The following is a 14,343-nucleotide window of genomic DNA, read 5'->3' as shown; positions in this document are numbered from 1 at the left end:
TCACCCAACTAGTTGAAGACCACCGTCCGGTTGCCGTCCAGCAGCACCCGGTGCTCGGCATGCCACTGCACGGCCTGGACCAGGGTGCGGCCCTCCACGTCGCGGCCCATCTGCACAAATTGCTCGGGGGTCCGGGCGTGGTCCACGCGGATGACTTCCTGCTCGATGATCGGCCCCTCGTCCAGGGCGGCCGTCACGTAGTGCGCGGTGGCGCCGATCAATTTCACGCCGCGGGCATGCGCCTGGTGGTACGGCTTGGCGCCCTTGAAGGACGGCAGGAACGAGTGGTGGATGTTGATCGCCTTGCCGGTGAGCTCAGTGCACAGTTCGTCCGAAAGGATCTGCATGTAGCGGGCCAGGACGGTCAGTTCGATGTCATGCCCGGCAATGAGGGCGCGCAGCTTGTCCTCCGCCTGCTCCTTAGTGTCCTTGGTCACCGGGATGTAGTGGAAGGGGATGCCGTAGAACTCGGCCAGCCCGGCCAGGTCCTGGTGGTTGGACACGATGGCGGCGATCTCAATGGGGAGGGTGCCGGAGCGCTGCTGGAAGAGCAGGTCGTTGAGGCAGTGGGCCGAGGTGCTGGCCATCACCAGGGTGCGGACCTTCTCACCGACAGTGTTGAGGTTCCACTGCATCGAGAAAGCCTCCGCCACGGGGTCCAGCGCGGCACGCAAATCCGACTTCGCGGCGGCCGTGGTGACCTCCACGCGCATGAAGAAGTTCCCGGTCGAAGGGCTGCCGTACTGCTGCGAATCCGTAATGTTGCACCCCGTTGCCAGCAGCGCTCCGGTCACCGCGTGGACGATGCCGGGTCGGTCCGGGCAGGAAAGGGTTACGACGTACGCTTGGTTCAGCTGCTCTTCATTCACGCGTAACAGCCTACCCGCGCCCGGGGCGCCTGTTTTGGTAGGCTGGGATGGTCGCAACTGGCGTTGGGTGGCTAACCACCAGGGAGCGGCAATCACGAAGACCACGGATCGTACGCCTGGGCCGAGGGTCATGTTCTGCCGGAAATTGGTGCTGTCCGCGTCAGCAGCAGCACCATGCCGGGCTTTCACGCCCTGTCATCAACGCGGTGCCAAAGTTCGCCAGCCGGTAGCCTGACCTAAGCAGTGCCCGTATCCCTAGCCAGGAGTTCTTCGTGACTACTACAGCCACCTCAACTACAGCCGTCAGCAACCAGCCGCTGGCTGAGCTCGACCCCGAAATCGCCAAAGTCCTCGAGCAGGAGCTTGGCCGCCAACGCGGCACCCTGGAAATGATCGCGTCCGAGAACTTCGCGCCCCGTGCGGTGATGGAGGCCCAGGGCTCCGTCCTCACCAACAAGTACGCCGAGGGCTACCCGGGCCGCCGCTACTACGGCGGCTGCGAATACGTCGACGTCGCAGAGCAGCTGGCCATCGACCGGGTCAAGGCACTGTTCGGCGCCGAGTTTGCCAACGTGCAGCCGCACTCCGGTGCGCAGGCCAACGCCGCGGCACTCTCCGCCATGATCACCCCCGGCGACAAGATCCTGGGCCTGTCCCTGGCCCACGGCGGCCACCTGACCCACGGTATGAAGCTGAACTTCTCCGGCAAGCTGTACAACGTGGCTGCCTACCAGGTGGAGGAGGACAACTTCCGCATCGACATGGACAAGCTCCGTGAACAGGCCATCGCCGAGAAGCCGCAGGTCATTATCGCCGGCTGGTCCGCGTACCCGCGCCACCTGGACTTCGCCGCCTTCCGCTCCATCGCCGATGAGGTGGGCGCGCTGCTCTGGACCGACATGGCACACTTCGCCGGCCTCGTGGCTGCAGGCCTGCACCCGAGCCCGGTGCCGCACTCCGACGTCGTCACCTCCACGGTGCACAAGACCCTAGCCGGTCCCCGCTCCGGTGTGATCCTGGCCAAGGAACAGTACGGCAAGAAGCTGAACTCCAACGTCTTCCCGGGCCAGCAGGGCGGGCCCCTGATGCACGTCATCGCCGCCAAGGCCGTGGCCTTCAAGATCGCCGGCACCCAGGAATTCAAGGAGCGCCAGGAGCGTGTCCTGGAAGGCGCCAGGATCATCGCCGACCGCCTGAACCAGGCCGATGTCGCTGAGGCCGGCGTCTCCGTCCTCACCGGCGGCACGGACGTCCACCTGGTGCTCGTTGACCTGCGCAACTCGCAGCTGGACGGCCAGCAGGCCGAGGACCTCCTGCACTCCGTGGGCATCACCGTCAACCGCAACGCCGTTCCGTTCGACCCCCGCCCCCCGATGGTCACCTCCGGTCTGCGCATCGGTACCCCCGCCCTGGCAACCCGCGGCTTCGGCGCCACCGAGTTCACTGAGGTCGCCGAAATCATCGCCACCGCCCTCAAGGCAGGCAACAGCGCCGACGTCGAGGCCCTGCAGGCACGGGTGGACAAGCTGGCCGCCGACTTCCCGCTCTACCCGCAGCATGAGCAGTGGTAACCGATGACTGAAACCACAACCGCACAGATCCTTGACGGCAAGGCCACCGCTGCCGCCATCAAGGCCGAGCTGACCGAACGCGTGGCCGCACTCAAGGCCAAGGGCGTCACTCCCGGCATCGCCACTGTGCTGGTGGGCGCCGACCCCGCCTCGCAGCTGTACGTCTCCATGAAGCACAAGCAGTCCGTGCAGATCGGGATGAACTCCATCCAGCGCGAGCTTCCGGCCGACGCCACCCAGGAACAGGTGGAGGGCCTCATTGACGAACTCAATGCGGACCCCGCCTGCCACGGCTACATTGTCCAGCTGCCGCTGCCCAAGCACTTGGACACGGACGCCATCCTGGAGCGGATCGACCCGGCCAAGGACGCGGACGGGCTGCACCCCACCAACCTTGGCCGGCTGGTGCTGAACGTCAACAACAAGATCACCACGCCGCTGCCGTGCACCCCGCGGGGTGTCATCGAGCTGCTGGAGCGCAACGGGTACAGCCTGGCCGGCAAGCACGTTGTGGTGGTGGGCCGCGGCGTCACGATCGGCCGCTCGATCGGCCTGCTGCTCACGCGACGGGACGTCAACGCCACCGTGACCCTGACCCACACCGGCACCACCAACCTGTCGGACCTGCTGCGGCAGGCGGACGTCATTGTGGGTGCAGCGGGCGTGAAGCACATCGTCAAGGCCACGGACGTGAAGCCCGGTGCCGCTTTGCTGGACGTCGGCGTCACCCGCGAGACCGATCCGGAGACCGGCAAGAGCCGCGTCTATGGCGACATCGATCCCGCCGCCGCCGAGGTGGCGGGCTGGATTTCGCCGAACCCGGGCGGGGTGGGCCCCATGACGGTGGCGCTGCTGATGACCAATGTGGTGGAGGCTGCGGAACGCGCGGCGGGCATCGCGCAGTAACGCTCCCAACAGAAGTACGACGGCGGCATGGCGCCTTTCGCACGAAAGGCGCGGTGCCGCCGTCGGCCGTTTAATGACGGAAGTGCAAGCGCCCTTCCACATGTGCTCCGCCTCCACTAGTCTGCACAGGTGCACAACCATGCCCTGACGCCCTCCGGCACCCTGACCCAGGGCCCGCCGTCCGGCACCGTCATCTCCGCCGAAAACCTCACCAAGACCTACGGCGACGTCGCCGCCGTGGACGGCATCTCCTTCGCCGTGCCCGCGGGGGAGTCCTTCGGGCTGCTGGGGCCCAACGGTGCGGGCAAATCCACCACCATGAAAATGATCGGCGGTGTCACGCGGCGATCGTCCGGCCGGCTGAGCATCATGGGCCTGGACCCGGACACGCACGGGCCTGAGGTGCGTGCGCACCTGGGCGTGGTGCCGCAGCAGGACAACCTGGACGAGGAACTGCGCGTCCGCGACAACCTCCTGGTCTACGGCCGCTACTTCGGCCTGCCCATGAGTTACCTCAAGCCCAAGGCGGACGAGCTGCTGGAGTTCGCGCAGTTGACGGACAAGGCCAAATCCAAAGTGGACGCGCTCTCCGGCGGCATGAAGCGCCGCCTCACCATTGCCCGGTCCCTGATCAACGAACCACGGATCCTGCTGCTGGACGAACCCACCACGGGCCTTGACCCGCAGGCGCGGCACATTCTCTGGGACCGGCTGTTCCGACTCAAGGAGCAGGGCGTCACGCTGATCCTCACCACCCACTACATGGACGAGGCCGAGCAGCTCTGCGACCGGCTGATCGTGGTGGACAAGGGCCGGATCATGGCCGAGGGCTCGCCCGCGCAGCTGATCCGCGAACATTCCACGCGTGAGGTGGTGGAGCTGCGTTTTGGGTCGGAACGGAACGCCACCATCGGAGCCCAGCTGGAGGGCATCGGGGAACGCCTTGAGGTGCTGCCGGACCGGGTGCTGATGTACGCGCACGACGGCGAGTCAGCCCTTGAGCAGGTATCGGCCCGCGGCCTGAGGCCGCTGACATCACTGGTCCGCAGGTCGTCGCTGGAGGACGTGTTCCTCCGGCTCACCGGGCGGAGCCTCGTTGACTGAACCGGGGGGATTGACGGAACCACGCGGTTTAACCGAAGGATCCGCGGGGACCCGTTCGAGCTCCGGCCTGCGTGCGCATGCGCCGGAAGTTTCGGCTGCAAGGGCGCGCCGGTGGGGTGCTTTCTACTACGCGGAGCAGGTACTCCGGGTGATGAAGGGCTACAGCTGGTCCATCCTGATGTACAGCGTGGGCCAGCCGGTGGCGTACCTCTTTGCCATGGGCGTGGGGCTTGCCACCCTCGTGGACACGGGCAGCGAAGCTTTCGGCGGAGTTTCCTACCTGGCCTTCATTGCCCCGGCGCTGCTGGTGTCCGCCGCCGTGATGACGGCGGCGAACGAGTTCACGTTTCCCGTCATGGACGGCTTCAAGTGGCGGCGGATCTACTACGGCCCGCACGCATCCCCGCTGTCGCCGCAGCAGATCGCCGCAGGGCAGATCATCGCCGTGACGCTGCGCCTGCTGCTGCAGTCAGCCATCTACTTCGCCGCAGTGGCACTGTTCGGCGCCTCCCCGTCGGGCTGGGGCTGGGCGGGCATCCTGGTGGCCACCCTGACGGGGCTGGCCTTTGGGCTGCCACTGATGGCGTACTCCGCCTCCATCACCGAGGACAAAGGACAGTTCGCGCTGGTGATGCGGTTCATCGTCATGCCGTTGTTCCTGTTCTCCGGCACGTTCTTCCCCCTGGACAACCTGCCCTTGGCCGTCCGCTGGGTGGGCTGGATTTCGCCCATCTGGCACGGGACGGAGCTGGGCCGGGTGTTCAGCTTTGGATACCGGGAGCCGCTGCTCCTCACGGTTCTCCACGTCGCCGTCCTGGTTGGTCTGGCTGTCCTGGGCTGGATCCTGACACGGCGCCGCTTTGCCCTGAGGCTGGGCAAGTGAGGGCCCCGGAACAGGCCCGCGGCCGGACTTTTGGGCCGCTGTACTCCCGCAACGCCAAGGCGGTCATTTCCCGCGGACTCATGGCCACCCGCAGCAGCAACTGGCTGGTGATGGTGTCCGGGTTCTTCGAGCCCGTCCTGTTCCTCATCTCGATGGGAGTAGGCCTCGGGGCGATCGTGGGCGACGTGGCGGGACCGGACGGGCAGACCATCAGCTACGCGGCCTACATTGCGCCGGCCCTGCTCGCCGTCTCGGCCATGAACGGTGCGGTGTACGACTCCACATGGAACGTCTTCTTCAAGATGAACTTCGCCAAGCTTTACCAGGGCATGCTCTACACCTCGCTGGGCCCGCTGGACGTTGCGCTGGGGGAGATCTTCCTGGCCCTGCTGCGCGGGATGTTGTACGCCACCGGGTTCACGGCGGTCATGGGCGTCATGGGCCTGATCACCACGCCCTGGGCACTGCTGATGATCCCGGCGTCTGTGCTCATTGCCTTCGGGTTCGCCAGCCTGGGCATGGGCATCACCAGCTTCCTCAAGACCTTCCAGCAAATGGACTGGATCAACTTCATCCTGCTGCCGATGTTCCTGTTCAGCGCCACCTTCTACCCCCTGAGCGTGTACCCGGAGCCCATTCAGTGGTTTATCCAGGCCATGCCGCTGTGGCACGGGGTGGAGCTGCTGCGGCAGATCAGCGTCGGGAGCTTCACCGTGGCCACGCCGCTGCACGTCGGCTACTACCTGCTGATGACCGCCGTCGGCATGCTGCTGACCACTTTGCGGCTGCGGAGCCTGTTCCTGAAGTAGCGGGTGTTCGCCGGGGGTGGAAGGCGGCAGGAGCACAGTCCGCCGTTTGAGACAATGGCTGCATGCGAACTTTGGGCAGCTCCTCGTCATCCTCCAAACCCGCCAGGGGCGGTTTTTCGATGTTCCGGATCAGCGGGCCGGGCCTGATGGTCCTGGTGACGGCCTTCGTCGTCGCGGTCATCTTCGCTGCAAACCAGAACGACGTCGTGGGCTGGGTCGTGGCCATCATCGCCGCCTTCTGGCTGGCGCTGGCTGCCTTCGTCGTCTTCAGCATCCAGCGGGCGGCAAAGAAGGCCGGGGCGAAGCTGTCCGAGGCCCAGAGCGCCTTCAATACGGCAACCGGCCGCGTGCCGGCTCATGCCTCCACTGACCAGGGCGGGACGCGCGTCGTCTACGAACGCTCCGACGCCGACGAGGTCCGCGACCTGAAGCTGGACCACTCCTTCAAGATCGTCCAGGTACAGATCCGCGTGGTGGAGGAGGAGCGCGCCAAGGGCGCCGCCGCCAACCAGGACACCATCAACCGCGCCCTCGAGACCATCGAGATCACAGCCACCAACGCCCGGGACATGATCAAGTCCTCCGGCGGCAGCGGGGAGCCGGTGACCGGAACCATCATCGACTAGAGTGGAGCGGGTGAGCTCGGCATTGAACAAGGACCACCTCCGCATCGCATCCGTCAACGTCAATGGCCTCCGGGCTGCCTACAAAAACGGTATGGCGGCGTGGCTGGAACCTCGCGGAGTGGACATCCTTTGCCTGCAGGAAGTGCGCGCCCCTGACGCCATCGTCCGGGAGCTGCTGGGAGATGGCTGGCATATCCTGCACGCCGAGGCCGAAGCAAAAGGCCGTGCCGGCGTCGCCATCGCTTCCCGCCAGGAACCACTGGAAACCAGGAACGGCATCGGGGACGACTACTTCGCCACCGCCGGGCGCTGGGTGGAAGCCGATTTCCGTGTCCCTGACGCTGCGGGCAACCCCGTCCAGCTCACCGTCGCCAGCGCCTACGTGCATTCGGGTGAAGTAGGGACCCCCAAGCAGGACGACAAGTACCGCTTCCTGGACGCCATGCACACCCGGCTTCCCGAGCTGACCAAGCACAGCGACCACGCCCTGGTAGTAGGGGACCTGAACGTTGCCCACACGCCCCGGGACATCCGGAACTCCAAGGGCAACCTCAAGAAAGCCGGGCACCTGCCGGAGGAACGCGCCTACTTCGACCGCTTCTTCGGCGAGGAAATCGGCTGGCATGACGTCCACCGGAAGCTCGCCGGCGACGTCGACGGACCGTACACGTGGTGGTCCTGGCGTGGCAAAGCGTTCGACAACGACACCGGCTGGCGCATCGACTACCACATGGCCACCCCTGAACTGGCGGCGTCCGCCATTTCGGCCGTTGTGGACCGCGCAGCCACCTGGGACACCCGTTTCTCCGACCACTCCCCGCTGGTAGTGGACTACCAGCTCTAAGCCCCGAAAGTTTTCCATGACCACCCAGATTGCCCCCACCGCCAAGAAGCGCATTCTTTCCGGCGCCAAGCCCACCGCCGATTCCCTGCACCTGGGCAATTACATCGGTGCCGTGCGCAATTGGGTGGACATGCAGGCTGAATACGACGCCGTCTTCTTCATCCCGGACCTGCACGCCATCACGGTGGACTTCGACCCCGCGGAACTGGCAAAGCGCACGCGCATCGTGGCGGCCCAGTACATCGCTGCCGGGATCGACCCCGACAAGAGCATCTTTTTTGTCCAGTCCCACGTTCCCGAGCACGCACAGCTCGCCTGGGCGCTGAACTGCATCACCGGCTTCGGCGAGGCCTCGCGGATGACGCAGTTCAAGGACAAGACCCAGAAGTCCGGGGCAGACGCCGCCACCTTGGGCCTGTTCGCGTACCCCACGCTGATGGCCGCGGATATCCTGCTGTACCAGAGCGACCTGGTGCCCGTGGGCGAGGACCAGCGCCAGCACCTGGAACTGACCCGGAACCTGGCCCAGCGGTTCAACACCCGGTTTGGCCACACGTTCACGGTTCCCGAGGCCACGATCGTCAAGGAAAGCGCCAAGATCTACGACCTTCAGAATCCCAGCGCCAAGATGTCCAAGACGGGGGAGTCCCCCAACGGTGCCATCCAGCTCCTGGAGGATCCCAAGATCGCGGCCAAGCGCATCAAGTCTGCCGTGACCGACGCCGGCACGGACATCCGCTTCGATCCCGAGGAGAAGCCCGGGGTGTCCAACCTGCTGACCATCTACTCATCCCTTACCGGCAAGACAGTGGCGGAGCTCGAAGCCGAGTACCAGGGCAAGATGTACGGCCACCTCAAAGTGGACCTCGCCGAAGTGGTGGTGGACTTCATCACCCCGCTCCGGAACCGGACCAACGAGCTGATGGCCGATCCCGCCGAACTCGACCGGCTGCTGGCCCTTGGTGCGGAGCGGGCCAGGGAGATCGCCTCTGCCACGCTTGGCCAGGTGTACCAGCGCATGGGCTTCCTGCCGTCGCTGAGCCTCGCAGGAGTCCGCTAGCGCCATGTCTTCGAGAAACGTCACCGCCAGGGGAGGTGCCTGCTCCACCGGCCAGGTGGAGCGGACCCTGGCCGACCGGTTCGGAGACCAATCCGGCAAGGATGCCGCGGCACGACATAGTGATGCCGGGAGCGAAGAAATCAGCGTCGGCGTAATCCTGGGTTTCCCGGCTGAGATAGCCGGGGAACTGCAGCGCTGGCGGGCTTCCTTTGGTGACCCCATGGCCGATGTGGTGCCGGCGCACATCACCCTTGTCACCACCACCCCCACCCAGGACTGGGAAGCCACGCGACGGCATGTCCGCGAGGTGGCCCGGTGCCAGAGCCCTTTCATGGTCACCATCGCCGGAACCGGGACCTTCCGGCCCGTTTCACCCGTGGTCTTCATCAACGTTGAGGCCGGCTTCGATCAGTGCGTGGACCTGCACCGCAAGCTTCAGCAGGGCCCGCTCCACCGGGATCTGCCATTTGCCTACCATCCGCATGTCACCATCGCCCACGACGTCGCTCCGGAAAGCCTGGATGAGGCCGAAACGGTTCTGAAGAACTACAGGGCCACCTTCCCCGTGGTTAGCATGGGACTCTATGAGCATGATGCCGACGGCATCTGGCAGCTACGGGAAGAGCTGGACTTTGGGACCGAAACTGACAACCACGGCCGCACCCGGTTCACGGACGCTGACGCGGACGCCCCAACCGAAGCAGGGTAACCAGCAGCCGCTGCCCACCGAGCACGCCCAGCTGAAGCTGGCGGCCATCGAAAAGCGGATGGAGTGGAACCGCGCCCGCAGGTCCGGAGCGAAACCGGCGGCCCTGATGGCCCTGGCGCAGTGGCTTACCGCGCGGCTGAACGTCCTGCGGCCCATGCGGGCCTTCCGCCACTACACCCTGCATTACGGGCCGCTGATGAGCGCCGGCATCGGCTTCAACATGTTCTTCTCCATCACGGGCCTGCTGGCCACCGGATTTTCCATCGCCGGGCTGGTACTGAGCGGCCAGCCCGCCCTGCTCGACACCATCGTCCGCAGTGTGGCCACCAGCGCCCCGGGCCTGCTGAAAATTAACGGCGGCCAGGGCCTCGTCGACCCCAAGGACCTGCTGGACCCCAGCGGACTGGGCTGGACCGCCGTCATCAGTGCCGCGGTCACTGTGGTCACCTCGCTGGGCTGGATTAACGGCCTGCGCGACGGACTTCGCGGTGTACTGCAGCTGCCGCCGCTGATGGTCAACCCCATCCTGATGAAGCTGCGGGACGCCGGAACCCTCCTGCTGCTGGGCGTGGCCCTGGTGCTCAGCGCGGGCGCGTCACTGGTGTTCGGCACCGCGGCCGGCTGGGTTGCCGATTTCCTGCACCTCACTGACGCCCTGGCCGGGCCACTCACCACGTCCATCAAGATCGTTGTGCCGCTGGTGCTGAACTGGGTCACGGCGCTGATCATGTACCTGCTGGCCGCAGGGCTGAAGCTGTCGCGCCGGGCCTTGCTGGAGGGCACCATCCTGGCTGCGGTGGGCACCACAGTCCTGCAGATCTTCAGCACGGAGCTGCTGGGCGGGGCCACCCGCAACCCCCTGCTGGCCTCGTTCGCCGTCATCATCGGGCTTCTGATCTGGTTCAACCTGGTCAGCCAGGTCTACCTGGTTTCGGCAGGGTGGGCCGCCGTCCGTGAGGCGGACCTGGAATCCGGCGGTGCTCCCCGCAAGACCATCCTCGGTTCACGGCGCGCCACTCCGCAGACCTGACGTGCTGCCGCCGGCCGGGCGGAACGCGTTTATCCAGAGGGCGCCGTTAAGGCGCGGGCAGCAGTCCTTCCCACGCTACCGTCCAGCTTGGTGGAAAACCCGGGGCATGCCGGTCCGGGCCGCCGTCCCAGCCGGCAGCCATCAAAGCAGTCGCTGCCAGCAGGCCGCCATTGCCAGGGAGGTACAACGGCAAGGAGTCCGTTTGGCGGTTGTGCCCGTTCGGCAGGACAGTGTTCTTGCCGGCCTCCTGCAGCAGCACATTCACCGCGGCTTCGGGGTCGCCCACCCGCGCGGCCGTCATGGCCATCACCGGGTAGTCCCAGCCCCAAGTGGTGCCCCAGTCCCAGTCGGCCAGGACATTGTCCAGGGTGGCCCGCATGACGGCCTCGTCAATCAGGTCCGTCAGCGGCAGGACGCCGAGTGCACAGAGCATGGAGGGATGGTCCGTCCTGATGGTGTACGGTTCCACGTCCATGGCTGCGTAGACGCCATTGACTGTTGGCGGGGGTACCAGCCGGTCGGCCACCTCCTGCCAGGACCGGACCGGTTCAAGGCCGAGCCGTTCGCGCCAGGCGGAGGCAGTCCGAAGGGCCCATTGCCAGTAGGCAAGTTCGAACGTGGGATTGGTGACCTTGGCGCGCATCGACCCGTAGCTTTCCTGCGCGGGTATAAGGGGAGGGCCGAGTTCGAAGCCGCGGGGTGTGGGGTGGGCGAAGCTGGCCATGAATGCCGCGGATTCGAAGACGACATCCGCGAACTCCTCCAAAACCTCCGGCCCTGGTTTGGCCCGGTATGCCAGTTCCGCCAGGTGGATGGGATGCGGCTGCTGCCAAATCAGGAACGTCCCGATCGGGCTGGGGCTCTCCCTTCCATCCGGACCTACCTGCTTTGGCCAGCGGGCGCCGTCGAAACCCTGCGCCCGGGCCGTCCGGCGCGACGACTCCAGCACCGTCGAGTACCAGCGCAACGAGGGGAGAAGCAACTCCGTGCGGTTCCAGTGCGCAAAATGGGCGGCATGCCACCAGTGCATCTCCAGGTGGAAGCGTCCCCGCCACGAGTTGCACACCAGCCCCGTTTCCTGCGGCGGCAGCGATCCCGAACAGTTGACCGCCGTCAGGTACTGGGAGAGGACAATGCGGCGTTCCAACTCCCTGGCCCGCGGATCGGCGGTCGCGGTAAGTTCGATGGCACCTCCGAATGCCCAGAACGCGGGCCAGCGCGCCCTGGACGCGGCCGCAACACTGCTCCCGGGCAGCTTCCCGCCGGGACGTGGAGCTTCTTCAGGTGAAGGCACGACGCCGGGAGTCGCCTGGGTCCCGGCGCCCGCCTTTCCTGCCACCCCTGAAAGCCCCGCACCACCCCGGGGGATACAATCGCCGTCCCCGGCGGAAATGAACGCAATGGACAAGTCCAGGACCTCCGGGCCGGAACTGGCATCGGGCCGTATCAGCACGTGGTGGGCTCCCGGCTGCTCCACCATCACGCCCTGCCCGGTCACCACCACCTGGTACCGTGCGTTGTCCAGTTCACGGTCCACGGTCCAACTGGTCGCCCCGGAGTGGAACTCTGCCGGCTTGGGCTCCCCGAGCCGGGTGGTGTGCGCGTGCGGGAGGTCCCATTCAGCGGCGTTGTGCCATGCCTCGGAGCCGTACGGGAAGCCGATGCCGATCACCAGGCCGTCGCCGAGCGCAGGCGACTCCACCCGGATGCCGAGTTCGTCCCGGTCCGGATGGCAGGCTGTGGTGACCGTGGCCGGATGGCCGGAAATGGTAAAACTGCTGGTGACAATGCCCGTCCACAGATCCAGGGTCTGGCTGGCACCAGTAATCTCCCTGCTGCTGATGGGGCGGCTGGTGCCCTCCTGCAGCAGCTGGAAGCCGATGCGCGCCAGGTCGAGTCGATGCGGGTTGGCGCGCAGCCATGTTTCCGCTGCCGAGGTCCCTGTTTCACGGTCGTTGACGATGTCTCCCACCATGTCCACGTACGGCACGGGTCCGCGTGGCGAATCGTAAAGGACTGTGGAGCCCGCCAGGGTTGTAATGCTCGCCGGCCGGCGTGGAATGCCAGCCCCAGGTGGACTGGGTACCCAAAAGGGTCCCCGGGGGGAGTGCGTCCTCGCGCGGCCCCACAGGGTAATCGCCTGGCAAGGTTTGCAGGCCGGTGAGGTCCATGGTGAACGCGAACTCCCCGTTGCCCACCGACACCGGGCTCCGTGGGTCGAGCGTTTGCTGCCGGACGTTGTGGCGCTGGACAAGGGCTTTCCTGTCAATGCGTCCTGACGGCCGGCTTGCCTCTGTGGTGGCTTGCGGCCGGACCGGGTTGCTGTAGCTATGCACGGTGCACGTCCTCCTGGCATGTAATTTAGTGACTCCGGCCGCGACTTCTCCCGGCCGACGCACAGCGGCCGCCTGCGGGAAAGCATTGCGAGAAAGCGGTTTCACGCCGTTCCATCTTTTGTCTGTTTCGGACAGGTGTCAAGGACGTCCCGGCCGGGGACAGAGCCGAAAACTATCGACTCGTCGGCAAGGTCAGGGGGCATTGTTCTGGCCCTATTGACGGCGCACCGCACCCATTGATACGTTTCACGAAACCGCTTTCTGAAGTCCCTTTCACCAAGGAAGAAGCCTGCCCAATGACGCGTCATGCCGTCCGAAGAGTTCGCAAATCCCTGGCTGTCCTGTCAGCCGCAGCCATTCTTGCCACGGCTTCGGGCTGTTCCAGCCCGTCCACCAAAGCCGAGGAAGGCCCGGTGGAAATCCGCTTCTCCTGGTGGGGCAATGCCGGCCGGGCAGAGCTGACCAACAAAGCCATCGCGGAGTTTGAGGCCGCCAATCCCAACATCAAGGTCAAGCCGGAATACGGCGACATCAGCGGCTACTTCGACAAGCTCGCCACCCAGATGGCGGCCAACGACGCACCGGATGTCATCACCATGGGCGGTGCCTACCCTGCAGAGTACGCGAACCGCGGGGCATTGCTGGACCTGTCGAAGGTGGAGGGGACACTCGACTTGTCCAAGCTGGACCAGGGTGCGCGGGAAAACGGGCAGGTCAAAGGAAAGCAGTACGGCGTCTCCACGGGCGCCAACGCGCTCGCAATCGTGGCGAACCCGGCCGTCTTCTCGGCGGCGGGCGTGCCCATGCCGGATGACAGCAGCTGGAGCTGGGACGACTTCGCCAGGATCTCCCGCGACATCACGTCCAAAAGCCCGCAGGGGACCTACGGAACGGCGACCGTCCTCACCCATGACTCCCTGGACGCGTTCGCCCGGCAGCGCGGCGAATCCCTTTACACGCAGGACGGACAGCTGGGGCTGGGGAAGCAAACAGTCCAGGATTACTTTGATTACTCGCTGAAGCTCAGCGAATCCGGTGCTGCTCCGAGCGCGTCGGAAACGGTGGAAAAGCTCAATGTCAGCACCGAGCAGACCCTGATGGGCATGGGCAAGGCTGGAATGATGCTCACATGGAGCAATTCATTGACGGCTCTCAGCAAGGCCTCCGGCGCCGACCTGAAACTGCTCAAGCTCCCAGGCGAAAAGCCCACCCCGGGAATCTGGCTGCAATCCTCGCAGTTCTACACTATTTCCGCACGCAGCAAGCACACCGACGCCGCCGCAAAGCTCGTGAACTTCCTGGTCAACAACCCGGCCTCGGCCAAGATCATCAAGAGCGACCGGGGCATCCCCGGCAATTCCGAGATGCGCTCCGCCATCCAGGACCTGCTCACCCCGCAGGGCAAGGTGGAAGCCGAGTACATCAACCAGATCGGCAAGATGGACTTCGCCCCCACCTATATTGGCCCCACCGGTTCAACTGCCGTCTCTGAGATCACGGCCCGTATCAACACCGACGTCCTGTTCAAGCGGCTCACGCCCGAGAAGGCAGCCGAACAGTGGCTCAGCGAGAGCAAGGCAGCCATCGGCAAATAGG

Annotated in this window: 12 protein-coding genes, 1 pseudogene and 1 riboswitch; of the genes and pseudogenes, 11 read left to right on the top strand and 2 right to left on the bottom strand. The window is 65.6% G+C overall.

Annotated elements, in window-relative coordinates:
• Window positions 1-8: 8 nt before the first annotated feature.
• On the bottom strand, window positions 9-869 hold the full coding sequence (gene purU / locus QF031_RS14255) for a formyltetrahydrofolate deformylase (RefSeq protein ID WP_307429329.1): 861 nt from the start codon (window positions 867-869) through the stop codon (window positions 9-11).
• Window positions 870-912: 43 nt separating this feature from the next.
• Window positions 913-998: riboswitch (ZMP/ZTP riboswitch) on the top strand.
• Between the two features lie 143 nt (window positions 999-1,141).
• Between purU and glyA the strand changes: the two genes are divergently transcribed.
• The 10 genes from glyA (at window position 1,142) to QF031_RS14205 (ending at window position 10,411) form a co-directional block, all read left to right on the top strand.
• Window positions 1,142-2,440 (top strand): serine hydroxymethyltransferase, encoded by a 1,299-nt coding sequence (gene glyA, locus QF031_RS14250; protein WP_307429326.1) that lies wholly within the window; start codon window positions 1,142-1,144, stop codon window positions 2,438-2,440.
• Between the two features lie 3 nt (window positions 2,441-2,443).
• Window positions 2,444-3,346 carry a bifunctional methylenetetrahydrofolate dehydrogenase/methenyltetrahydrofolate cyclohydrolase gene (locus QF031_RS14245; protein ID WP_307429321.1) on the top strand — a complete coding sequence of 301 codons (903 nt, stop codon included), beginning with the start codon at window positions 2,444-2,446 and terminating at the stop codon, window positions 3,344-3,346.
• A 129-nt stretch (window positions 3,347-3,475) separates the two neighbouring features.
• Window positions 3,476-4,450: an ABC transporter ATP-binding protein gene (locus QF031_RS14240; RefSeq protein ID WP_307429319.1), complete on the top strand. Its 975-nt coding sequence runs from the start codon at window positions 3,476-3,478 to the stop codon at window positions 4,448-4,450.
• Between the two features lie 151 nt (window positions 4,451-4,601).
• Window positions 4,602-5,333 carry an ABC transporter permease gene (locus tag QF031_RS14235; RefSeq protein WP_370874517.1) on the top strand — a complete coding sequence of 244 codons (732 nt, stop codon included), beginning with the start codon at window positions 4,602-4,604 and terminating at the stop codon, window positions 5,331-5,333.
• A complete protein-coding gene (locus tag QF031_RS14230; protein ID WP_307429313.1) occupies window positions 5,330-6,142 on the top strand; it encodes an ABC transporter permease in 813 nt (270 codons plus the stop codon). The genes QF031_RS14235 and QF031_RS14230 overlap by 4 nt, the downstream gene beginning before the upstream one ends.
• A 62-nt stretch (window positions 6,143-6,204) precedes the next feature.
• A complete protein-coding gene (locus QF031_RS14225; protein ID WP_307429311.1) occupies window positions 6,205-6,768 on the top strand; it encodes a hypothetical protein in 564 nt (187 codons plus the stop codon).
• Window positions 6,769-6,778: 10 nt separating this feature from the next.
• A complete protein-coding gene (locus QF031_RS14220) occupies window positions 6,779-7,612 on the top strand; it encodes an exodeoxyribonuclease III (protein WP_307429308.1) in 834 nt (277 codons plus the stop codon).
• A 16-nt stretch (window positions 7,613-7,628) separates the two neighbouring features.
• Window positions 7,629-8,672 (top strand): tryptophan--tRNA ligase, encoded by a 1,044-nt coding sequence (trpS, locus tag QF031_RS14215; RefSeq protein ID WP_307429305.1) that lies wholly within the window; start codon window positions 7,629-7,631, stop codon window positions 8,670-8,672.
• 4 nt (window positions 8,673-8,676) lie between these two features.
• Window positions 8,677-9,381 carry a 2'-5' RNA ligase family protein gene (locus QF031_RS14210; protein ID WP_307429302.1) on the top strand — a complete coding sequence of 235 codons (705 nt, stop codon included), beginning with the start codon at window positions 8,677-8,679 and terminating at the stop codon, window positions 9,379-9,381.
• A gap of 58 nt (window positions 9,382-9,439) precedes the next feature.
• Window positions 9,440-10,411: a YihY/virulence factor BrkB family protein gene (locus QF031_RS14205; RefSeq protein ID WP_307433382.1), complete on the top strand. Its 972-nt coding sequence runs from the start codon at window positions 9,440-9,442 to the stop codon at window positions 10,409-10,411.
• 46 nt (window positions 10,412-10,457) lie between these two features.
• Here the strand turns inward: QF031_RS14205 and QF031_RS14200 are convergent.
• A pseudogene (locus QF031_RS14200) lies at window positions 10,458-12,747 on the bottom strand (hypothetical protein).
• Between the two features lie 296 nt (window positions 12,748-13,043).
• Here QF031_RS14200 and QF031_RS14195 point away from each other — a divergent pair.
• Window positions 13,044-14,342, top strand: a complete 1,299-nt coding sequence (locus QF031_RS14195; protein ID WP_307429299.1) for an ABC transporter substrate-binding protein — start codon at window positions 13,044-13,046, stop codon at window positions 14,340-14,342.
• Window position 14,343 lies beyond the last annotated feature (1 nt).

This window comes from Pseudarthrobacter defluvii, from assembly GCF_030816725.1.
Taxonomy (GTDB): Bacteria; Actinomycetota; Actinomycetes; order Actinomycetales; family Micrococcaceae; genus Arthrobacter; species Arthrobacter defluvii_A.
This window is presented reverse-complemented; position numbering and strand designations above follow the sequence as displayed.